Origin of the sequence: Moraxella osloensis, from assembly GCF_001553955.1 — a bacterium.
Classification (GTDB): domain Bacteria; phylum Pseudomonadota; class Gammaproteobacteria; order Pseudomonadales; family Moraxellaceae; genus Faucicola; species Faucicola osloensis.
In genome coordinates, this window is the sequence record NZ_CP014234.1 from 451,132 (window position 1) to 466,166 (window position 15,035).

Genomic DNA, 15,035 nt, shown 5'->3' on the forward strand with positions numbered 1-15,035 from the left:
AATTATTCAGAAAAGTGTTAGTAGTTATTTTGAGGAAAAGTTAATCCATTATAGCATTATAGATTTGCTTGATAAACAATTAAAAATAATACCTTAATTATTCATACGTTAAATTTTTATACAGCAATTTTAGTTCAAAAAAAAGCCCCTGTAATTAGGAGCTTTAATTTGGTACCAGTGGTCGGACTCGAACCGACACGCTTTTAAAGGCAACGGATTTTGAATCCGTCGTGTCTACCAATTTCACCACACTGGCATAAATGGCTATAGCTTCTTAGTTTATCTGTAATCGGCTATGTGGAGTGGTATTTTAACAACTTTATTTTTTTTTGCAACAACTTTTTCAATTATTTCTGTCTCGAAGCAAAAATACTTAAAAAATAATTTTTCAATAAAATCGATACGTTTTTTACACACTCACTCATTACTTTGTATAGTATTCTTGCCCGCCACTAAATCATAATATCGCTAAAAACTCGGGTTAAATTTGTTAATTTATGACTTTTAATCAACCTGCCACGATCTGTTTGAATATAATGCTATTTATTGTCACAGCATTCATAGCGGGTTGTAATTCATCAAATAGCAATCAAAATTCAACGGCGGCCAATAATCAATCTAGCAAAGAACCTGCCAAAGCTATTTCAACCAATGCGCCTGCCGCCTCTTCACCTCAAGCGATTGAGAATCTACGTATTGCCGCTTTTTCCAATCTTCGCATGGTATTGCCGATTTTGGTATCAGATTTTAACCACAATTATCCGAATATAAAGATTCAAATTACCTTTGAGCCCAATGCTGCGCTGTATGATACGGTAAATGCCAACCCTCAAAACTTTGATATTTATTTATCGGGTAATCAGACTTACCCAAAGCAAATGCTTGCTAGTGTGAAAGGTGTTAAATCAGCGCCTTTCACTTATACTAGGGGTCAGCTAGTGCTTTATAGTCATACATACCCCATGGACATTAGCCCTACAACCACGCTCGATCAGTTGATGCTAGACAATAAACCCTTTAGTTTAGCCATAGCCAATCCAAAGAGTTTAGCTTATGGCATGGCAGCCGAAGCCTGGTTAGTGAACCAAAATCTTTATAATAATATCAAGTCCAAGATTGTCTATACCAATACCCTAGATGAAACTTTTGCGTTAACCGATAGTGGAAAAGTAGATTTTGGATTTGTAAGTCTGTCGCAAGTATTGAATAAACCCAATGACAATGCCCTGCAAAATGTGGATACGCTAAGCAATAACTATTTGATACTACCTAAAGATAGTTATCCGCCAATTCTGCAAGATGGAATAATTTTAAATCACCCTGAAACCAGTCAAATTTTTGTGGATTATCTAAAATCAGCAAAAGCACAAGATGTTTTAACCGATGCAGGGTTTTTACCGATTTGTACCTCGACAACCATCTTACCGGCTTGCAAATAGGTGATTGGGTTTTAGCCATTTGCTACTTGCAAGCAGTTAATTAATTGGTGATGGCTGATTTTAATTGATTAGCCAATGCTGCTAAGCGTTCATGATCGCCTTGTCGATTTTCATGCAAGCCGAGATGATAGATACTACTTGGAATCAAATGAATGTGGTAATGAAATACCGACTGTCCTGCCTCTGCATTATTTAACTGCATCTGCACAATACCTTGGCGATTAAATACCTTGCGCTGCGCTGCCATGACTTTTTGCGCGGTGCTGAAAACTGCCGCAATGTAATCTGCTGGCATATCCGACAATTCAACGGCCTCACATTTTGGAATCACTAAAACATGCCCTTCTGCCATCGGCATGATATCCATAAAGGCAAGCGTTTTATCATCTTCATAAACTTTATGGCTAGGAATCTCACCACGAAGAATTTTGGCAAAAATATTTTGAGTGTCATACGGCATTGATTACATTCCTTTTACTGTTTAAATGGGGCTAAGAAACAAGACTAAGAAAAAAGCCTTAGCAATTAGGCTAAGCAAAAAAATCTAATATGGTTTCATTCAAGATAAATTGGCGATCATCACCCAGCATAGTGACATCATAATTATGTACAAAGCTCACTGCTAATGCGCGACTGGGATCACACCAAGCCATAGACCCATTATACCCCATATGTCCAAATGCATGAGAGACATCATGGAACAGACTAAACACGCGATGATAACCGAGTCGCCACGCCATGACCGCTGGCATGATTTTGTCAAATTGCTCATTGTGAATGGTTGAAAGCGCCTTAAAAACAGCAGAATTGATTAGCGTTTTACCTTGCCAAACGCCGCGATTTGCAAGCATTGCATATATTGTAGCCAACGCTATGGCACTGGCTACACCATTTGCGGCAGGAATTTTCGCCTGCAGTGTGACAGGGTGATAATAATTAAATTGTCTGCTACCGATGGGTACTAGCGCAGATTTATAGTCTTCGATATTGATATTAGCAGGTTGAAAATACAGCGCGTTAATGGCTTGCGTTGTCAAAGGACTGTCCGATTGAGACAATGTTAACCATGCTGGGTAAAAAGGCAGTGATTGATAAAATTGTAGCGTTGAGTCAGCATCTTGAGTGAGTAAAGGTTTGGCTTGAGTCTCTTTGGCACGTATTTGACCGGCAACCTGCTCGACTTTGTCTTTGGGTACCCCAAAATAGACTTGACCGACCAAATTAAGCGGTTGCAATAAATAATATTCTAGGGCTTGCTGCAGCGGTAATTGCGTTACTTTTTCAATCAGCCCACCCAATACCCAGCCTGATACCAAGGCACTGTAAGCGGCACAGGAAGCCGAACTGGCAGCCGCGCTGGATTCGGTTGATTGATTGACAAAATCTTTATTAGCTAAACTACTACCTGAACTATGCGTATTAGTTGGACTAGATGCCATTTGCTCGACATTGCTGAGCATTAGTTGCCAATCTAGCATGTCTTTGGCATGTTCGGTAATACTGACAATATTAAATAATCCCGATTCGTGCGTTAGCATATCGCGCAAAGTGACGCTATCTTTGCCATTTTGGGCAAATGCTGGCCAATAACTAGCCAGGGTTTTGTCATACGCTAAAAGATTTTGACTCACTAAAATATGAATCAACGTAACCAGTATGCCCTTGCCTGTCGAAAAATTCAGCGACAGTGTGGATGGCTGCCAAGGGGTAATTTGCTGGTTAGTTTTATCAATATTTGCGATACCGTGAGCCAATTGAGTGACCGGTTTACCTTGATGAAAAATGACCAGACTGCAGCCACCTACCTTTTGATTAAGATCAAATTGTGATAACAGTTGGGCTAAGTGTTGATTGAGCGCTTGATAATCCATTAAATCTTTCATTGCTTCAATAGCATCCTAAAAAACTATTTGCTAAAAACCATTGTGCTAAAAAACACTCTGTTAAAACATAGCCGCTTAACACTGAACCCTTATTGAAATTTTTCTGTCGCTATTTTTTAGCCTGTGCTTGGGTGATTTTCCCTATCAAATTGGCTTTTGGTGTAGCGGGATCATACACACCAAACTCCACCTGCTCGTCACGGTTATCGAATTTTGCGATAAACTCTACTTCAGAGGGCAAAAAAATCGGCAATTTAAACGTTACATCACAGGTAAAGCTCTCTGGCAAATCACCTAACGCTCCCAAACATTTGGCTTTTGTCCACATACCATGGGCAATGGCTTTTGGAAAACCAAATGCCTTGGCAGATAAAGGATGCAAATGAATCAGATTAAAATCCCCAGAAATAAACGCATAGCGACGCCCAATATCTTCAGGAATTTCCCAAAATTCATGCATATCATTACTATCAAGTGTGGGCTTGGCTTCTACTTGCGTCGTCGATGATTTTTGGGTCGTTTTTTGACGTTTTTGGCGTGATAAATACGTCGAAGTCCCTTCCCAAACCAGCTCATCTTTTTCAAAAACTTTAGTGACAAAATCAAACTGCTTACCACGATCATGGTCGCGAAGGTTAGCAAAGCTCACCGCCATTTTAAAAATTGCGCTATCTTTAATGCGCCGATATTGGGTAACACTGTTTTGCACATGAATCAAGCCGAGCATGGCAAAGGGAAATGGCTCTTTGACCATCATGTTCATCTGTAACGACTGCGACAGCACCGCAAAATACGTCGGCGGCACGTAGCTATTATTTTCAAAACCACAAATCCTGCGGTAATCGGCTAAGTTATCATGGTCAATTTCAAGCGTATTGACGCTATAAGTAGCATTGGGCAGCACCGCATGGGCTGATTTGTCATGGTCGCCAATGGGTAAAAAACTTTTGATAATATTGGCATAGGTGGTGTGCGGTTTTGGCAAACGACTAAAATTTTGGTCTGACATACAGACTGTCCTTACTTTTTTACTTTTTAAGCTTGAGCCAAAAAATGGCTAGTTGATTAGATAGTGTTCGGATATATTCCATTACTTTTCATTACCGTCAGATCTCAAAATCTGAGAACTTAGTTTATTATAATCGAATGTCACAATCTAATTGTTGATTTTTTGCATAAAGCTTAGTTTAAGTTTGACTTAGAAAAAATAATGAAAAAAAATCAGTAGCGATATTTTCGATACTGATTTTTTTTACAACGTCAAAATTAAGCGCCCAACACACTTTGCCCACAGACGCGGACAATATTGCCATTGACGCCGCCCGATGCAGGGCAAGCCAGCCAAGCGATAGTTTCAGCCACATCAATCGGCAAACCGCCTTGGCTCATTGAATTCATTCTGCGACCTGCTTCTCGAATCGCAAAAGGTATGGCAGCGGTCATTTGGGTTTCGATAAATCCTGGGGCGACCGCGTTGATGGTAATACCGTTTTTTAACGTAGGCGCAGTCGCTTGTACCGCACCAATCACGCCAGCTTTGCTCGTAGCATAATTGGTCTGTCCCAAATTGCCTGCAATACCGCTAATGGATGATACGCATACGATTCTGGCGTTTTCATTGAAACTACCATGACTGAGCAGATAATCATCAATTTTTTCTTCCGCATTGAGATTGACGTTCATGACGGCATCCCACATGCTATCATCCATTTTTGCCAAGGTCTTGTCACGCGTTATGCCTGCATTGTGGACAATACCATCTAAGCCGCCACGTTTGGCTGCGGCTGCGGCTATTTTTTCGCCAGCATCGTCTGCTGTGATATCTAATGTTAAGGTAGAACCGCCTATCTCACCTGCCACTTTTTGCAAGTCCGATTGCTGGGCAGCCACATCGACACAGATGACATGTGCGCCATCACGCGATAATACCTTTGCGATGGCTTCGCCAATACCTCGGCTCGCGCCAGTCACCACCAGTGTTTTATCTTTTAAAGGTTTTTGCCAATCAACCGTGACTAGGTTGCCTTCACCCACTCTCACCACTTGTCCTGACACATAAGCAGAACGTGGTGACGCAAAAAAACGTAGCGTAGATTCAAGGTTTTGCGCCGCATTTGGGTCTACATAGATAAGCTGGCTTGTGATACCGCGCTTAAACTCTTTACCGACGGATTTGACAAATCCTTCTAAAGCACGCTGGGCTGCTGCCTGTGCAATACTGGTGCATTTTTCAGGTGGCAAGCCAATGACGATAACGCGACCTGAGCGGTCAATCGAACGCGCAATCGGATGAAAGAAGTTGTAAACTTGTTTCAGCTCATGGGTTGTTTTGATACCTGACGCATCGAAAATAGCCACTTTAAAATACTGATTTGCGCCAAACTGCTCAGCGTCAATCTGCGCATTTTGTAAAGCATCACGCGCTGACTCATTGGCGTCTAGATAGACATCCGCTTGCACATTCGCTAATACTTTGGCAATGTCATTTGCCAGGACAGCGTTTTCACTGACCCCAAAAATGACACTGCCGGTAATAGGTGCTTGACCTTCTTTATAACGCTCAAGGTTGATTGGTATCGGTAAACCCAAATTTTGGGCAATCTTACGTCCCAATGGATTTTGAACGAACTCTGAATAATGGTCTGACATAAGGACTCCTTTGAATAGTTAGTTTTGCTTGGGCTATTAGATAAGGCTTAATTAAAAAGTAAGTTAAACACTCAATTAAACACAGCTGCTAAACATAGATACTGTACATAGATACTGTGTAAATTTTATACCAATCAAGCAATATTGAACAGTCATATCAAATAAAATTTTATTGGTTTTATTGATTTATATAAATTATCGTTATATATATACTTTTAGGCGATATTTTTGTCTGCGTTTTATGGTAACATCACTAAAACTTAAAAAGTTTAGTTATTTTTAAAAGATTTCGTTATTTTTAAAAAGTTATTTGGTTTAAGCTTAGCCAATTTTTTTAATTAATTGCTCAAAAGGACTTTTCTATGGACAATTTTCAACACCCAACTCACCAGCCTGCTGGCAAAAAGGTCGCTATTTTAGGTGGCAACCGTATTCCGTTCGCCCGCTCAAATGGCCAATACGCCAATGTCAGCAACTCTGAAATGTTGACGGCTGCCCTTAACGGCTTGGTGGAACGCTATAATTTACAAGATAAACGCTTGGGTGAAGTGGTGGCGGGCGCGGTCATTAAATTAAGCCGTGATATCAATCTCACCCGTGAATGTGTGTTAAGCACGGCGTTAAGTCCGCAAACACCTGCTTACGATGTGTCACAGGCGTGTGGCACTGGACTACAAGCGGCTTTCGCGGTGAGCAATAAAATCGCCTTGGGGCTGATTGATTCGGGGATTGCAGGCGGTGTGGATACCACTTCTGATGCCCCTTTAGGCATTGGTGATGGGCTGCGTAAAGCGCTGTTAAAACTTAATAATGCCAAAACCAATAAAGAGCGCTTGCAAGCGTTATTAAGCATTAACCCAAAAGACTTGATTGATGCACCGCAAAATGGCGAACCTCGTACCAAATTATCGATGGGTGAGCACCAAGCCATCACCGCCCTTGAATGGGCAATCACCCGTGAAGCGCAAGATGAGTTGACCTTTAATAGCCATAAAAACTTGGCGCGTGCGTACGATGAGGGGTTTTTTGATGATTTAATCACCCCATTTAAGGGTTTAACACGCGACAATAATCTACGTCCTGATATTTCCTTAGAAAAATTGGCGTCATTAAAACCTGTATTTGGTAAGAAAAATGCCAACCCAACCATGACGGCTGGCAACTCAACGCCGCTGACCGATGGCGCGTCTTGTGTGTTATTAGGCACAGATGAGTGGGCAGCAGCGAATGGATTAAAACCGCTTGCTTATCTCACCCACCAAGAAACCGCTGCGGTTGATTTTACCGGTAAAAAAGGCGTTAAAGAAGGCTTATTGATGGCACCTGCCTACGCTGTGCCACGTATGCTAGCGCGTGCAGGCTTAACGCTGCAAGATTTTGATTATTATGAAATTCACGAAGCATTTGCCTCACAGGTATTGTCTACGCTTGCTGCGTGGGAAGACGAAAGTTTTTGTAAAGAACGCTTAGGTCTTGATAAGCCACTTGGCGCGATTGACCGCAGTAAACTTAACGTAAATGGCTCATCACTTGCTGCAGGTCATCCGTTTGCCGCAACCGGTGGTCGCATTCTTGCTAGCACCGCTAAACTTTTGGATCAAAAAGGGTCAGGTCGTGCGCTGATTTCTATCTGTGCGGCGGGCGGACAAGGTGTGGTCGCCATTTTAGAAAAATAATCAACTAGCTAATACTAAGTAATTATAGTTAAGTACTTATACTTAAGTACTTAACTATTCAAGTAACTGATAAATAAGTACTTAAAAAAATAATGTAAAAAAGGCGAGATAATGCACTCGCCTTTTTTTATCGCCTAACTAAATTTAATCGGTTTTTCACTATCTTCATCTTGCGGTTTATTTGGGTAGTGATGATCATGACCGATATCACAGTCTTCTGCCGCTTTTTTGGGTCGATGAATATAGCCAGTTCGCTCTTCTACACCCAAAAATTCATGCTCCCACACCATCACCGCTTGCATACAAGTTTGACGCTGTTCTTTCGTCAACTTTCGACCATCTTCCCATTTGCCAAGCGAAATCGCCTGACGAAATTTTTCAACAATTTCAGGCGTTAACGCTGATAAAATCGCTTGTTTATCCATGACCCAATTGTCCTTATACCCTTGAATAAATCACAATAGTTTAAAAAAATTTTGCTAAATAATTAAAAAATTATAGCAAATTAAGCGGATAAAATCTATTTGGCAAGTTGTCTTACAGCCGGCTAGCTGCCTACAATGATGTGATTACAAATTGGGCAATGTTAATTTGCACACAGATATTATATGCTTTGCTTATCAAAATTTGTGAAAACTTACCTTTTGACTTCCTCCCCTCCCTATCGTTCGGGGATTCCTGCTCCCAGACGGCCAAGCCCGACCGCAAGAATGTTCCGACTGGCGTTAATATCTCTATCATGCCGTGTGCCACACGTTGCACAAGTCCATTCTCTTATTCGCAAGCCTGCTCTACCTTTCGGACTATTGCGGTCAAATTGACCGCAACACGAGCAAGTTTGGGTAGTGTATTTCTCATTCACGATTTCAAAACGGCAACCTGCGTTCTCGCATTTGTAGTTCAGTTGTCGCTTGAGTTCAAACCAACCTGCATCGTAAACCGATTTGGCTAGTTTGCCTTTTTTACTGTTAAATTGGGTAGTTCTAACATCACCTACCACGATTAGGGCATTGTCTTTGACTAATTGGGTGGTGAATTTGTGGATTAGGTCTTGCCGTGTATGTTTGATTTTGGCATGGATCGCTTTGACACGCTGTTTGTTTTTGGCACGTTGGGCGGTGGCTAATGCTTTGGCATATTTGAGCGTTTGTTTGATAGTGAGTTTGTCACCGTTTGAGGTGGTAGCACTGTCTTTTAAGCCTAAGTCAACGCCAATGCTACCTGTACCGCATGATTGTTTGGGGTAGTCTTTGACGGTGATACAAGCATACCAACGGTTACGGCTGTCTTGGACGATTTCTAGTGTGTTAATTTGATATAGGCTAAGGTTGTAGCTGTCCCATAGGTCGATGATTAGTTTCTGCCCTTTGGCTAAAGATAGTTGTAAGGTGGATTTTAAGCCCTTTTTGCCTGTTTGGTGCGTGGCAATATGCTTAATGGCAGATTGTTTAAATGGTAGCCAACCCAAGCTTTTACGCTTTGATGTTGGGTTGTTGGTTCGCCATGATAACTTAGCTTTTTTGAATTGTTTTCTAGCTTTGGCATGGGTTTCATTGATTGCCTGAATAGTCTGACTATGCAAGCCTAGTAACTCACCACTACCTTTGGTATATTCGTTTAAATCATACGCACTAAAGAATTTGCCAGTACGCTTAAGATGCTCGTAGCTTAACGCATTGACATAGTTCCATACGAAATTAACCAAACCACTTAGGCGGTTAAGCTTTGCTGTGTGTTTATCTCGTATGCGTAGCTTGAGTGTTTTCATGGGTTCAAGTATAATTAGATTTTTATATTCTATAGTTGGTCTAAATATATGTCAAACGATTTAAGAATTGGTAGGCATGTTATTTACAATCTTCATGTGCATTTGGTCTTTGTGGCTAAATACCGCAGAAAAGTATTCACCAAAGAGATTTTAGATGATATGCAGGTTATCTTTGAGGAAGTTTGTTCAAAGTTTGAGGCACAATTAGTTGAGTTTGATGGTGAATGCGACCATGTGCATTTATTGGTGGTTTATCCGCCCAAAGTGGCTATTTCTAGTTTGGTAAATAGCTTGAAAGGCGTGTCTAGTCGGTTATTGCGTAAAAAAGAATATCCGTCCATCAAAGGGCAGTTATGGGGTGGTGCGTTGTGGTCACCTAGCTATTTTGCAGGTAGTTGTGGTGGTGCTCCAATTGAGATTATCCGCCAGTACATTGAACAGCAGAATACACCACACTAAACAACGTCCATGCGTAAGCATGATTGCGGAGTTGCCTTATATCCACCGCCTGAAGTCGGTGGTTTTACGGCAACGGAGGATAAAAAAAAGAGCACCCCTATGAACTTTCTCAAATACAGCTATCATCAACACGCTGTAACCCGCGTTTTTAATCAAAAGAAAACAGCTTTTAATCAAAAGCAGTTGGCTCAAGCAGTCTTTGTATTGAGCCTAATATCCGCCCCACATTATGCGTTAGCAGCGCCCGTGTCACATGTATCGCCTGCGCCAGCTCAGCAATTTTCGTCAGATACCGCCCTATCTACGCCGACGCCTACTGCCGCTACCCAAGCACTGCAAACGGCATTGACATCAGCCCATGAGCAAAACTTAGCGGCGCAAAAAGCGTGGCTGCGGTTGTTGTATTATCCTGAAACAGTCACCAGAAAACAGCCCTTTGAAAGTCGGGTCAACAATCGTTTTAACCCACAAGCGAGCCAACGACAATTTTTTGCCAGCGCGCAAGGCGCCAAAAATCCACAAGCAGAGCTTGATGAAATCCTCACACAGTTATTTCACCCTACCAAAAAAAATAATGACTCTGTCCAATGTCGCTTTCCCGCTCGTACACAGTGGCTCATTGAAAACTTAGCCATCGATACCTCAAGCATACCCAAGCAACATTGCGATGCACTCGATTCATGGCTACAAAAAATCAATCCCCAATCCGTCTCATTAATTTTTGCCAGTGAGTATTTAGATAGCCCACCGTCTGCGTTTGCCCATAGTTTTTTGCGATTTGATAATGCCGACCTTAGCAATCAATACTATTTAAACTTCACCCCGAAAGTCAGCGACGGTGAGCATTTTTTAAAATTTGCTTACAAATCTACTATCGGTGGCAATGCGGGCGAATTTACCATGACCAATTATCAGCAAGGTATCAAAGAATATTTGCAAGATGATGGGCGCAATGTATGGCAATATCAGCTCAATCTTACTGATAAACAGGTTAAACAACTTGCCTATCGAACTTGGGAAATTAAAGACCAAAACCTGCCCTATTATCTGTTATCCGATAACTGCGCCTCTGAAATTTTGGTGTTACTAAACTCTATTTTTCCCGATAAAAATTTTTTAGTGAATGACTCCCCAATGATTTCCCCTGCCCAAGTGGTACGCATGTTAAACCGCGAAAATTTGATTCGCTCTACCAGTTTTAGTCCTTCAACACCGACTGTTGTGCAAGCGCAATTAAACGCCCGCAACGCGGCAAATCATCCCAAAAATCTTAACAATACCCATCAAAATATAGCGTTAAGTTCTCAGATTTTGCCCAGCCGCGACAATCCTGTACTGGCTAATCCTTTAAGTCGATTTGATATCGGCGTCAGCCAGCAGTCGTTTGATAGGGTCAGTGGACGACCTAAATTAGATAGTAACCAGGCTATCACGTTAAATTACCGCATGGTGTACCGCGATGCGTTGGATAAAATTGATGGCTATCCCATAGGCTCACAATTGACGGCATTGAGTATGGGTCTTAGCATCCATGACAACGCCGACCAGCAAGATAGCGTGCAACTTGAGCAGCTAGGATTATTTGATGTGCGTTCATTTCATCCGATTAATAGCGCAAAAAAGGGTATTTCATGGGGTGGTAATATTGGCTTACAGCGAGTCTTTGAGGGTATCAAGGCTATTAACAAAGATGACCACAGCGCTACAGACAATCATTTGGTCGCAAATATCAGCGGTGAATTTGGTAAAAGCGTGGCACTAGGTAGCGCCGCCCCAAACACAGGCGATATGCCCGCCAATATTTGCTATGGCTTGGGCACCATTGCAGCGCAGTTTGGTAAGGGCCTATATCATGGTTATCGTGCTGGGCTTGGCGTCAATATTGGGTGCAATGCAGAATTGCGTCCAAATTGGCGTGCGATATCAGAATTAACACTGCCATTTTGGATAAGTGGCGATAGCGATAATGAAAGCTATTGGCAGCCCAAACTCAGTATTGGTAGTCAATATGATATCAATCAAACCAATGCGATTCGGGTTACCGCTAGCCGTGAATGGCTGCCGAAGTCCGACAATATCCATAATGTTGATGAAGTTGCGCTAAAATGGCTACACTACTTTGAATAATCTATTTTGAATAATCTACGACTAACCAATTTTGTGCTAAGCCAAGCCAAAATGGCGTAACAACGCCATGCCGATGGCTAGACTAAACATGGAAAACACGGTGGTAAATCCTAAAATATTGGCCGCTAATATTTCATTGCCGCCCATGCTGCGAGCCATCACATAACTGGCAGCAGCAACAGGCGATGTCACCATAATAAACATCACACCCATTTGTATCGGTGATAATTGCATCAATACACCCACCACGACCGCGATGATAGGCGCTACAATAATTCGACCGATGCTAGCCTGCATAGACACGCCTGTCATATTGAGCATCGACTTGATATCGAGTGTCGCGCCTGCACAAATCAAAGCCAACGGTAACGCTACCGCTGCCAATAACTCGCCTGTTTTGATGATAAATTCAGGCGGCATCGGCAGCTGCAATAACTTATAAGCAAACGCCGATACCAATGCGATAATTAACGGATTTTGCCCGATTTTTTTGGTCATGGTGATGGCTTTTTTAACCACGCCTTGGCTGTTGTTGTCATTTCTGCTTAGGCTAATCACAGACAACACATTATATACAATGGTTAAAAGACCCATATAAACCGCACCGATACTCACGCCTTGGCTACCATAGGCGTTGGTCACAGTCGCCAGTCCCATAATCGCCATGTTACTGCGAAAGACACCTTGCACAAACACACCTTTATCGCGGCTATCTTTGACAAAAAAATAGGCAAATAGCTCACCGAGAAAAAACAGCCCAAAAGTGACCATCAATCCCGCTTTAATCAAATCGACCTGCTCCGCAAAATGAATGTCACTTTTTAGAATACTAAAAAACAGCAAACATGGCAGACAATAGTTAAAGACCATATCAGAGGCGATTTCAACAAACGACTGGTTGATGGTTTGTTTTTTTTGCATCATCACCCCCAATAACATCAGCAAGATATTGGGCAAGGTAATTTTTAGTGCAAAGAGAAAGGCAGTTAGCATAATAATTTTTTTGAGTAGAAAATAAAAAAGTCCCAAGTTTGGCACATAGCAATACCATGGGACTTATGTAGCATGGTCTAAAGTTAAGAGCTTAGCACTTCACGCGCTTTTTTGCTTTTTTTAATCATCATTGCCAAAAGCTGTACCGCAGCTGGCGTGACGCCGCTAATGCGACTGGCTTGGGCAAGCGTGGTTGGGCGCACTTTTTCAAGTTTTTGCACGATTTCATTGGAAAGCCCAGAGATATCATGATAAGTAAAATCCTCTGGAATGAGCGTGTGTTCAAGTTTTTTCATCTGACCGATTTCAACTTGCTGACGATCGATATAACCGGCGTATTTGACACCAATTTCTATTTGCTCACCCACTTCAGCAGACACGGGCGATTGGGTCAATTCGCTAATATCATCAAATGACACGTTCGGACGTTTTAACAAATCCAGCGCGTTATTTTCTTTGGTCAATACTTCGCCGGTTTTATTGATAAATGATTGACCCAGCGTATTAGTGGGCGTTGCCCAAAGCGAGCGTAAACGTGCGGTTTCTTGCTCAATCGCTGTCATTTTATCGCTATACACTTGCCAGCGCGCATCGTCCACCAGTCCTAAGTCACGCCCAATTTCTGTTAGGCGTTGATCGGCATTGTCTTCACGTAGCAGTAGGCGGTATTCGGCACGACTGGTAAACATACGATACGGCTCTTTAGTGCCATGGGTGATAAGATCATCTACCAACACACCGATATAGGCTTGGTCGCGGCGCGGTGTCCAAGCATCCAGTCCTTGGGTGCGACGCGCGGCATTTAAGCCAGCTAAGATACCTTGCGCAGCGGCTTCTTCATACCCTGTCGTTCCGTTGATTTGACCGGCAAAAAATAGGTTATCAATCGATTTGGTCTCAAGGCTTGGTTTAAGATTTTGCGGGTCAAAATAATCGTATTCAATCGCGTAGCCAGGACGCAAGATGTGCGCATTTTCCAGCCCTTTCATCGAGCGCACTAAAGCCAACTGAATATCAAATGGCAGACTGGTTGAAATTCCATTGGGATAAAGCTCATGGGTGGTCAACCCTTCAGGCTCAATAAAAATCTGATGGCTGTCTTTATCAGCAAATCGATGAATTTTATCTTCAATCGATGGGCAATAACGGGGACCAATGCCTTCAATCACGCCTGAATACATGGGTGAGCGATCTAGCCCGCTGCGGATAATGTCATGGGTGCGTTCATTGGTATGGGTGATATAGCAGTTGATTTGGCGCGGATGCATGGACACATCACCCAAATAGGACATGACTGGCAGTGGTGTATCCCCTGGCTGCACGGTCATGACACTAAAATCCACTGTGCGCGCATCAATGCGTGGGGGCGTACCAGTTTTTAAACGTCCAACCGGTAGCTTGAGTTCACGCAATCTATCCGCCAAACGGATAGAAGGCGGATCGCCTGCACGTCCACCTTTGTGGTTTTCTAGTCCAATATGAATAGTACCACCTAAAAAAGTGCCAGAGGTCAACACCACTGCGCCGCAAGCAAATTCAATCCCTGATTGGGTAACCACGGCTACCGCTTTGCCGTTTTCAACCAAAATATCATCCGCCGCTTGTTGGAAAATATCCAAGTTTGGCTGATTCTCTAAGGTATAACGAATCGCCGCTTTATACAAAACACGGTCGGCTTGTGCGCGTGTGGCACGGACAGCGGCACCTTTACGGCTATTTAACACACGAAACTGAATCCCTGCTTTGTCGGTGGCAAGCGCCATAGCGCCGCCCAACGCATCGACTTCACGCACCAAATGCGACTTGCCAATCCCGCCAATCGCAGGATTACAGCTCATCTGTCCCAAAGTTTCGATATTATGTGTCAATAACAGCGTCTGCTGACCCATGCGCGCAGCCGCTAGCGCCGCTTCTGTACCAGCATGACCGCCACCAATCACAATTACGTCGTAGATTTTAGGGTATTTCATCGTGTCACCCATGATTCGCTTGTCAATAAAAACTGACAATTATACCATGCTTAAACGGCTATCGATTATTT

The 15,035-nt window shown here is 42.6% G+C and carries 12 protein-coding genes and 1 tRNA gene; 4 read left to right on the plus strand and 9 right to left on the minus strand.

Annotation, left to right across the window (positions count from 1 at the left end):
* Nucleotides 1–169: 169 nt before the first annotated feature.
* Nucleotides 170–256, minus strand: a tRNA-Leu gene (locus AXE82_RS01975).
* A 241-nt stretch (nt 257–497) separates the two neighbouring features.
* Between AXE82_RS01975 and modA the strand changes: the two genes are divergently transcribed.
* Nucleotides 498–1,439: a molybdate ABC transporter substrate-binding protein gene (gene modA, locus AXE82_RS01980; protein WP_082741387.1), complete on the plus strand. Its 942-nt coding sequence runs from the start codon at nt 498–500 to the stop codon at nt 1,437–1,439.
* Nucleotides 1,440–1,479: 40 nt separating this feature from the next.
* Here the strand turns inward: modA and AXE82_RS01985 are convergent, their stop codons facing one another.
* From AXE82_RS01985 to AXE82_RS02000, 4 genes are all read right to left on the minus strand, one after another.
* Nucleotides 1,480–1,899, minus strand: coding sequence for an HIT family protein (locus tag AXE82_RS01985; RefSeq protein ID WP_062330768.1), 420 nt, complete (start codon nt 1,897–1,899; stop codon nt 1,480–1,482).
* A 70-nt stretch (nt 1,900–1,969) separates the two neighbouring features.
* Nucleotides 1,970–3,322, minus strand: a complete 1,353-nt coding sequence (locus AXE82_RS01990; RefSeq protein ID WP_062330771.1) for a serine hydrolase domain-containing protein — start codon at nt 3,320–3,322, stop codon at nt 1,970–1,972.
* Nucleotides 3,323–3,431: 109 nt separating this feature from the next.
* Entirely contained in the window at nt 3,432–4,331 is a 900-nt protein-coding gene (locus tag AXE82_RS01995) for a MaoC family dehydratase (protein ID WP_062330773.1), read from the minus strand.
* A 257-nt stretch (nt 4,332–4,588) separates the two neighbouring features.
* The gene (locus tag AXE82_RS02000; protein WP_062330776.1) at nt 4,589–5,971 is read right to left on the minus strand and encodes a 3-oxoacyl-ACP reductase; all 1,383 of its coding nucleotides are present in this window, start codon (nt 5,969–5,971) and stop codon (nt 4,589–4,591) included.
* A gap of 362 nt (nt 5,972–6,333) precedes the next feature.
* On the opposite strand from AXE82_RS02000, the gene AXE82_RS02005 reads away from it, so the two are divergent.
* On the plus strand, nt 6,334–7,647 hold the full coding sequence (locus tag AXE82_RS02005) for an acetyl-CoA C-acetyltransferase (RefSeq protein ID WP_062330778.1): 1,314 nt from the start codon (nt 6,334–6,336) through the stop codon (nt 7,645–7,647).
* Nucleotides 7,648–7,781: 134 nt separating this feature from the next.
* On the opposite strand, the gene AXE82_RS02010 is transcribed toward AXE82_RS02005, so the two are convergent.
* Nucleotides 7,782–8,072, minus strand: coding sequence for a YeaC family protein (locus AXE82_RS02010; protein ID WP_062330781.1), 291 nt, complete (start codon nt 8,070–8,072; stop codon nt 7,782–7,784).
* Nucleotides 8,073–8,308: 236 nt separating this feature from the next.
* On the minus strand, nt 8,309–9,415 hold the full coding sequence (locus AXE82_RS02015) for an RNA-guided endonuclease InsQ/TnpB family protein (protein ID WP_062330784.1): 1,107 nt from the start codon (nt 9,413–9,415) through the stop codon (nt 8,309–8,311).
* 48 nt (nt 9,416–9,463) lie between these two features.
* Between AXE82_RS02015 and tnpA the strand changes: the two genes are divergently transcribed.
* Together tnpA and AXE82_RS02025 are read left to right on the plus strand one after the other, a co-directional pair.
* On the plus strand, nt 9,464–9,874 hold the full coding sequence (gene tnpA / locus AXE82_RS02020) for an IS200/IS605 family transposase (protein ID WP_062330787.1): 411 nt from the start codon (nt 9,464–9,466) through the stop codon (nt 9,872–9,874).
* A gap of 9 nt (nt 9,875–9,883) precedes the next feature.
* Nucleotides 9,884–12,001, plus strand: a complete 2,118-nt coding sequence (locus AXE82_RS02025; RefSeq protein ID WP_082741388.1) for an Lnb N-terminal periplasmic domain-containing protein — start codon at nt 9,884–9,886, stop codon at nt 11,999–12,001.
* A 36-nt stretch (nt 12,002–12,037) separates the two neighbouring features.
* On the opposite strand, the gene AXE82_RS02030 is transcribed toward AXE82_RS02025, so the two are convergent.
* Both AXE82_RS02030 and mnmG read right to left on the minus strand, forming a co-directional pair.
* Complete coding sequence (locus tag AXE82_RS02030; RefSeq protein WP_062334691.1) at nt 12,038–12,994, minus strand: AEC family transporter; 957 nt, start codon at nt 12,992–12,994, stop codon at nt 12,038–12,040.
* An 83-nt stretch (nt 12,995–13,077) separates the two neighbouring features.
* A complete protein-coding gene (mnmG, locus tag AXE82_RS02035; RefSeq protein ID WP_062334693.1) occupies nt 13,078–14,964 on the minus strand; it encodes a tRNA uridine-5-carboxymethylaminomethyl(34) synthesis enzyme MnmG in 1,887 nt (628 codons plus the stop codon).
* Between the last annotated feature and the right edge of the window lie 71 nt (nt 14,965–15,035).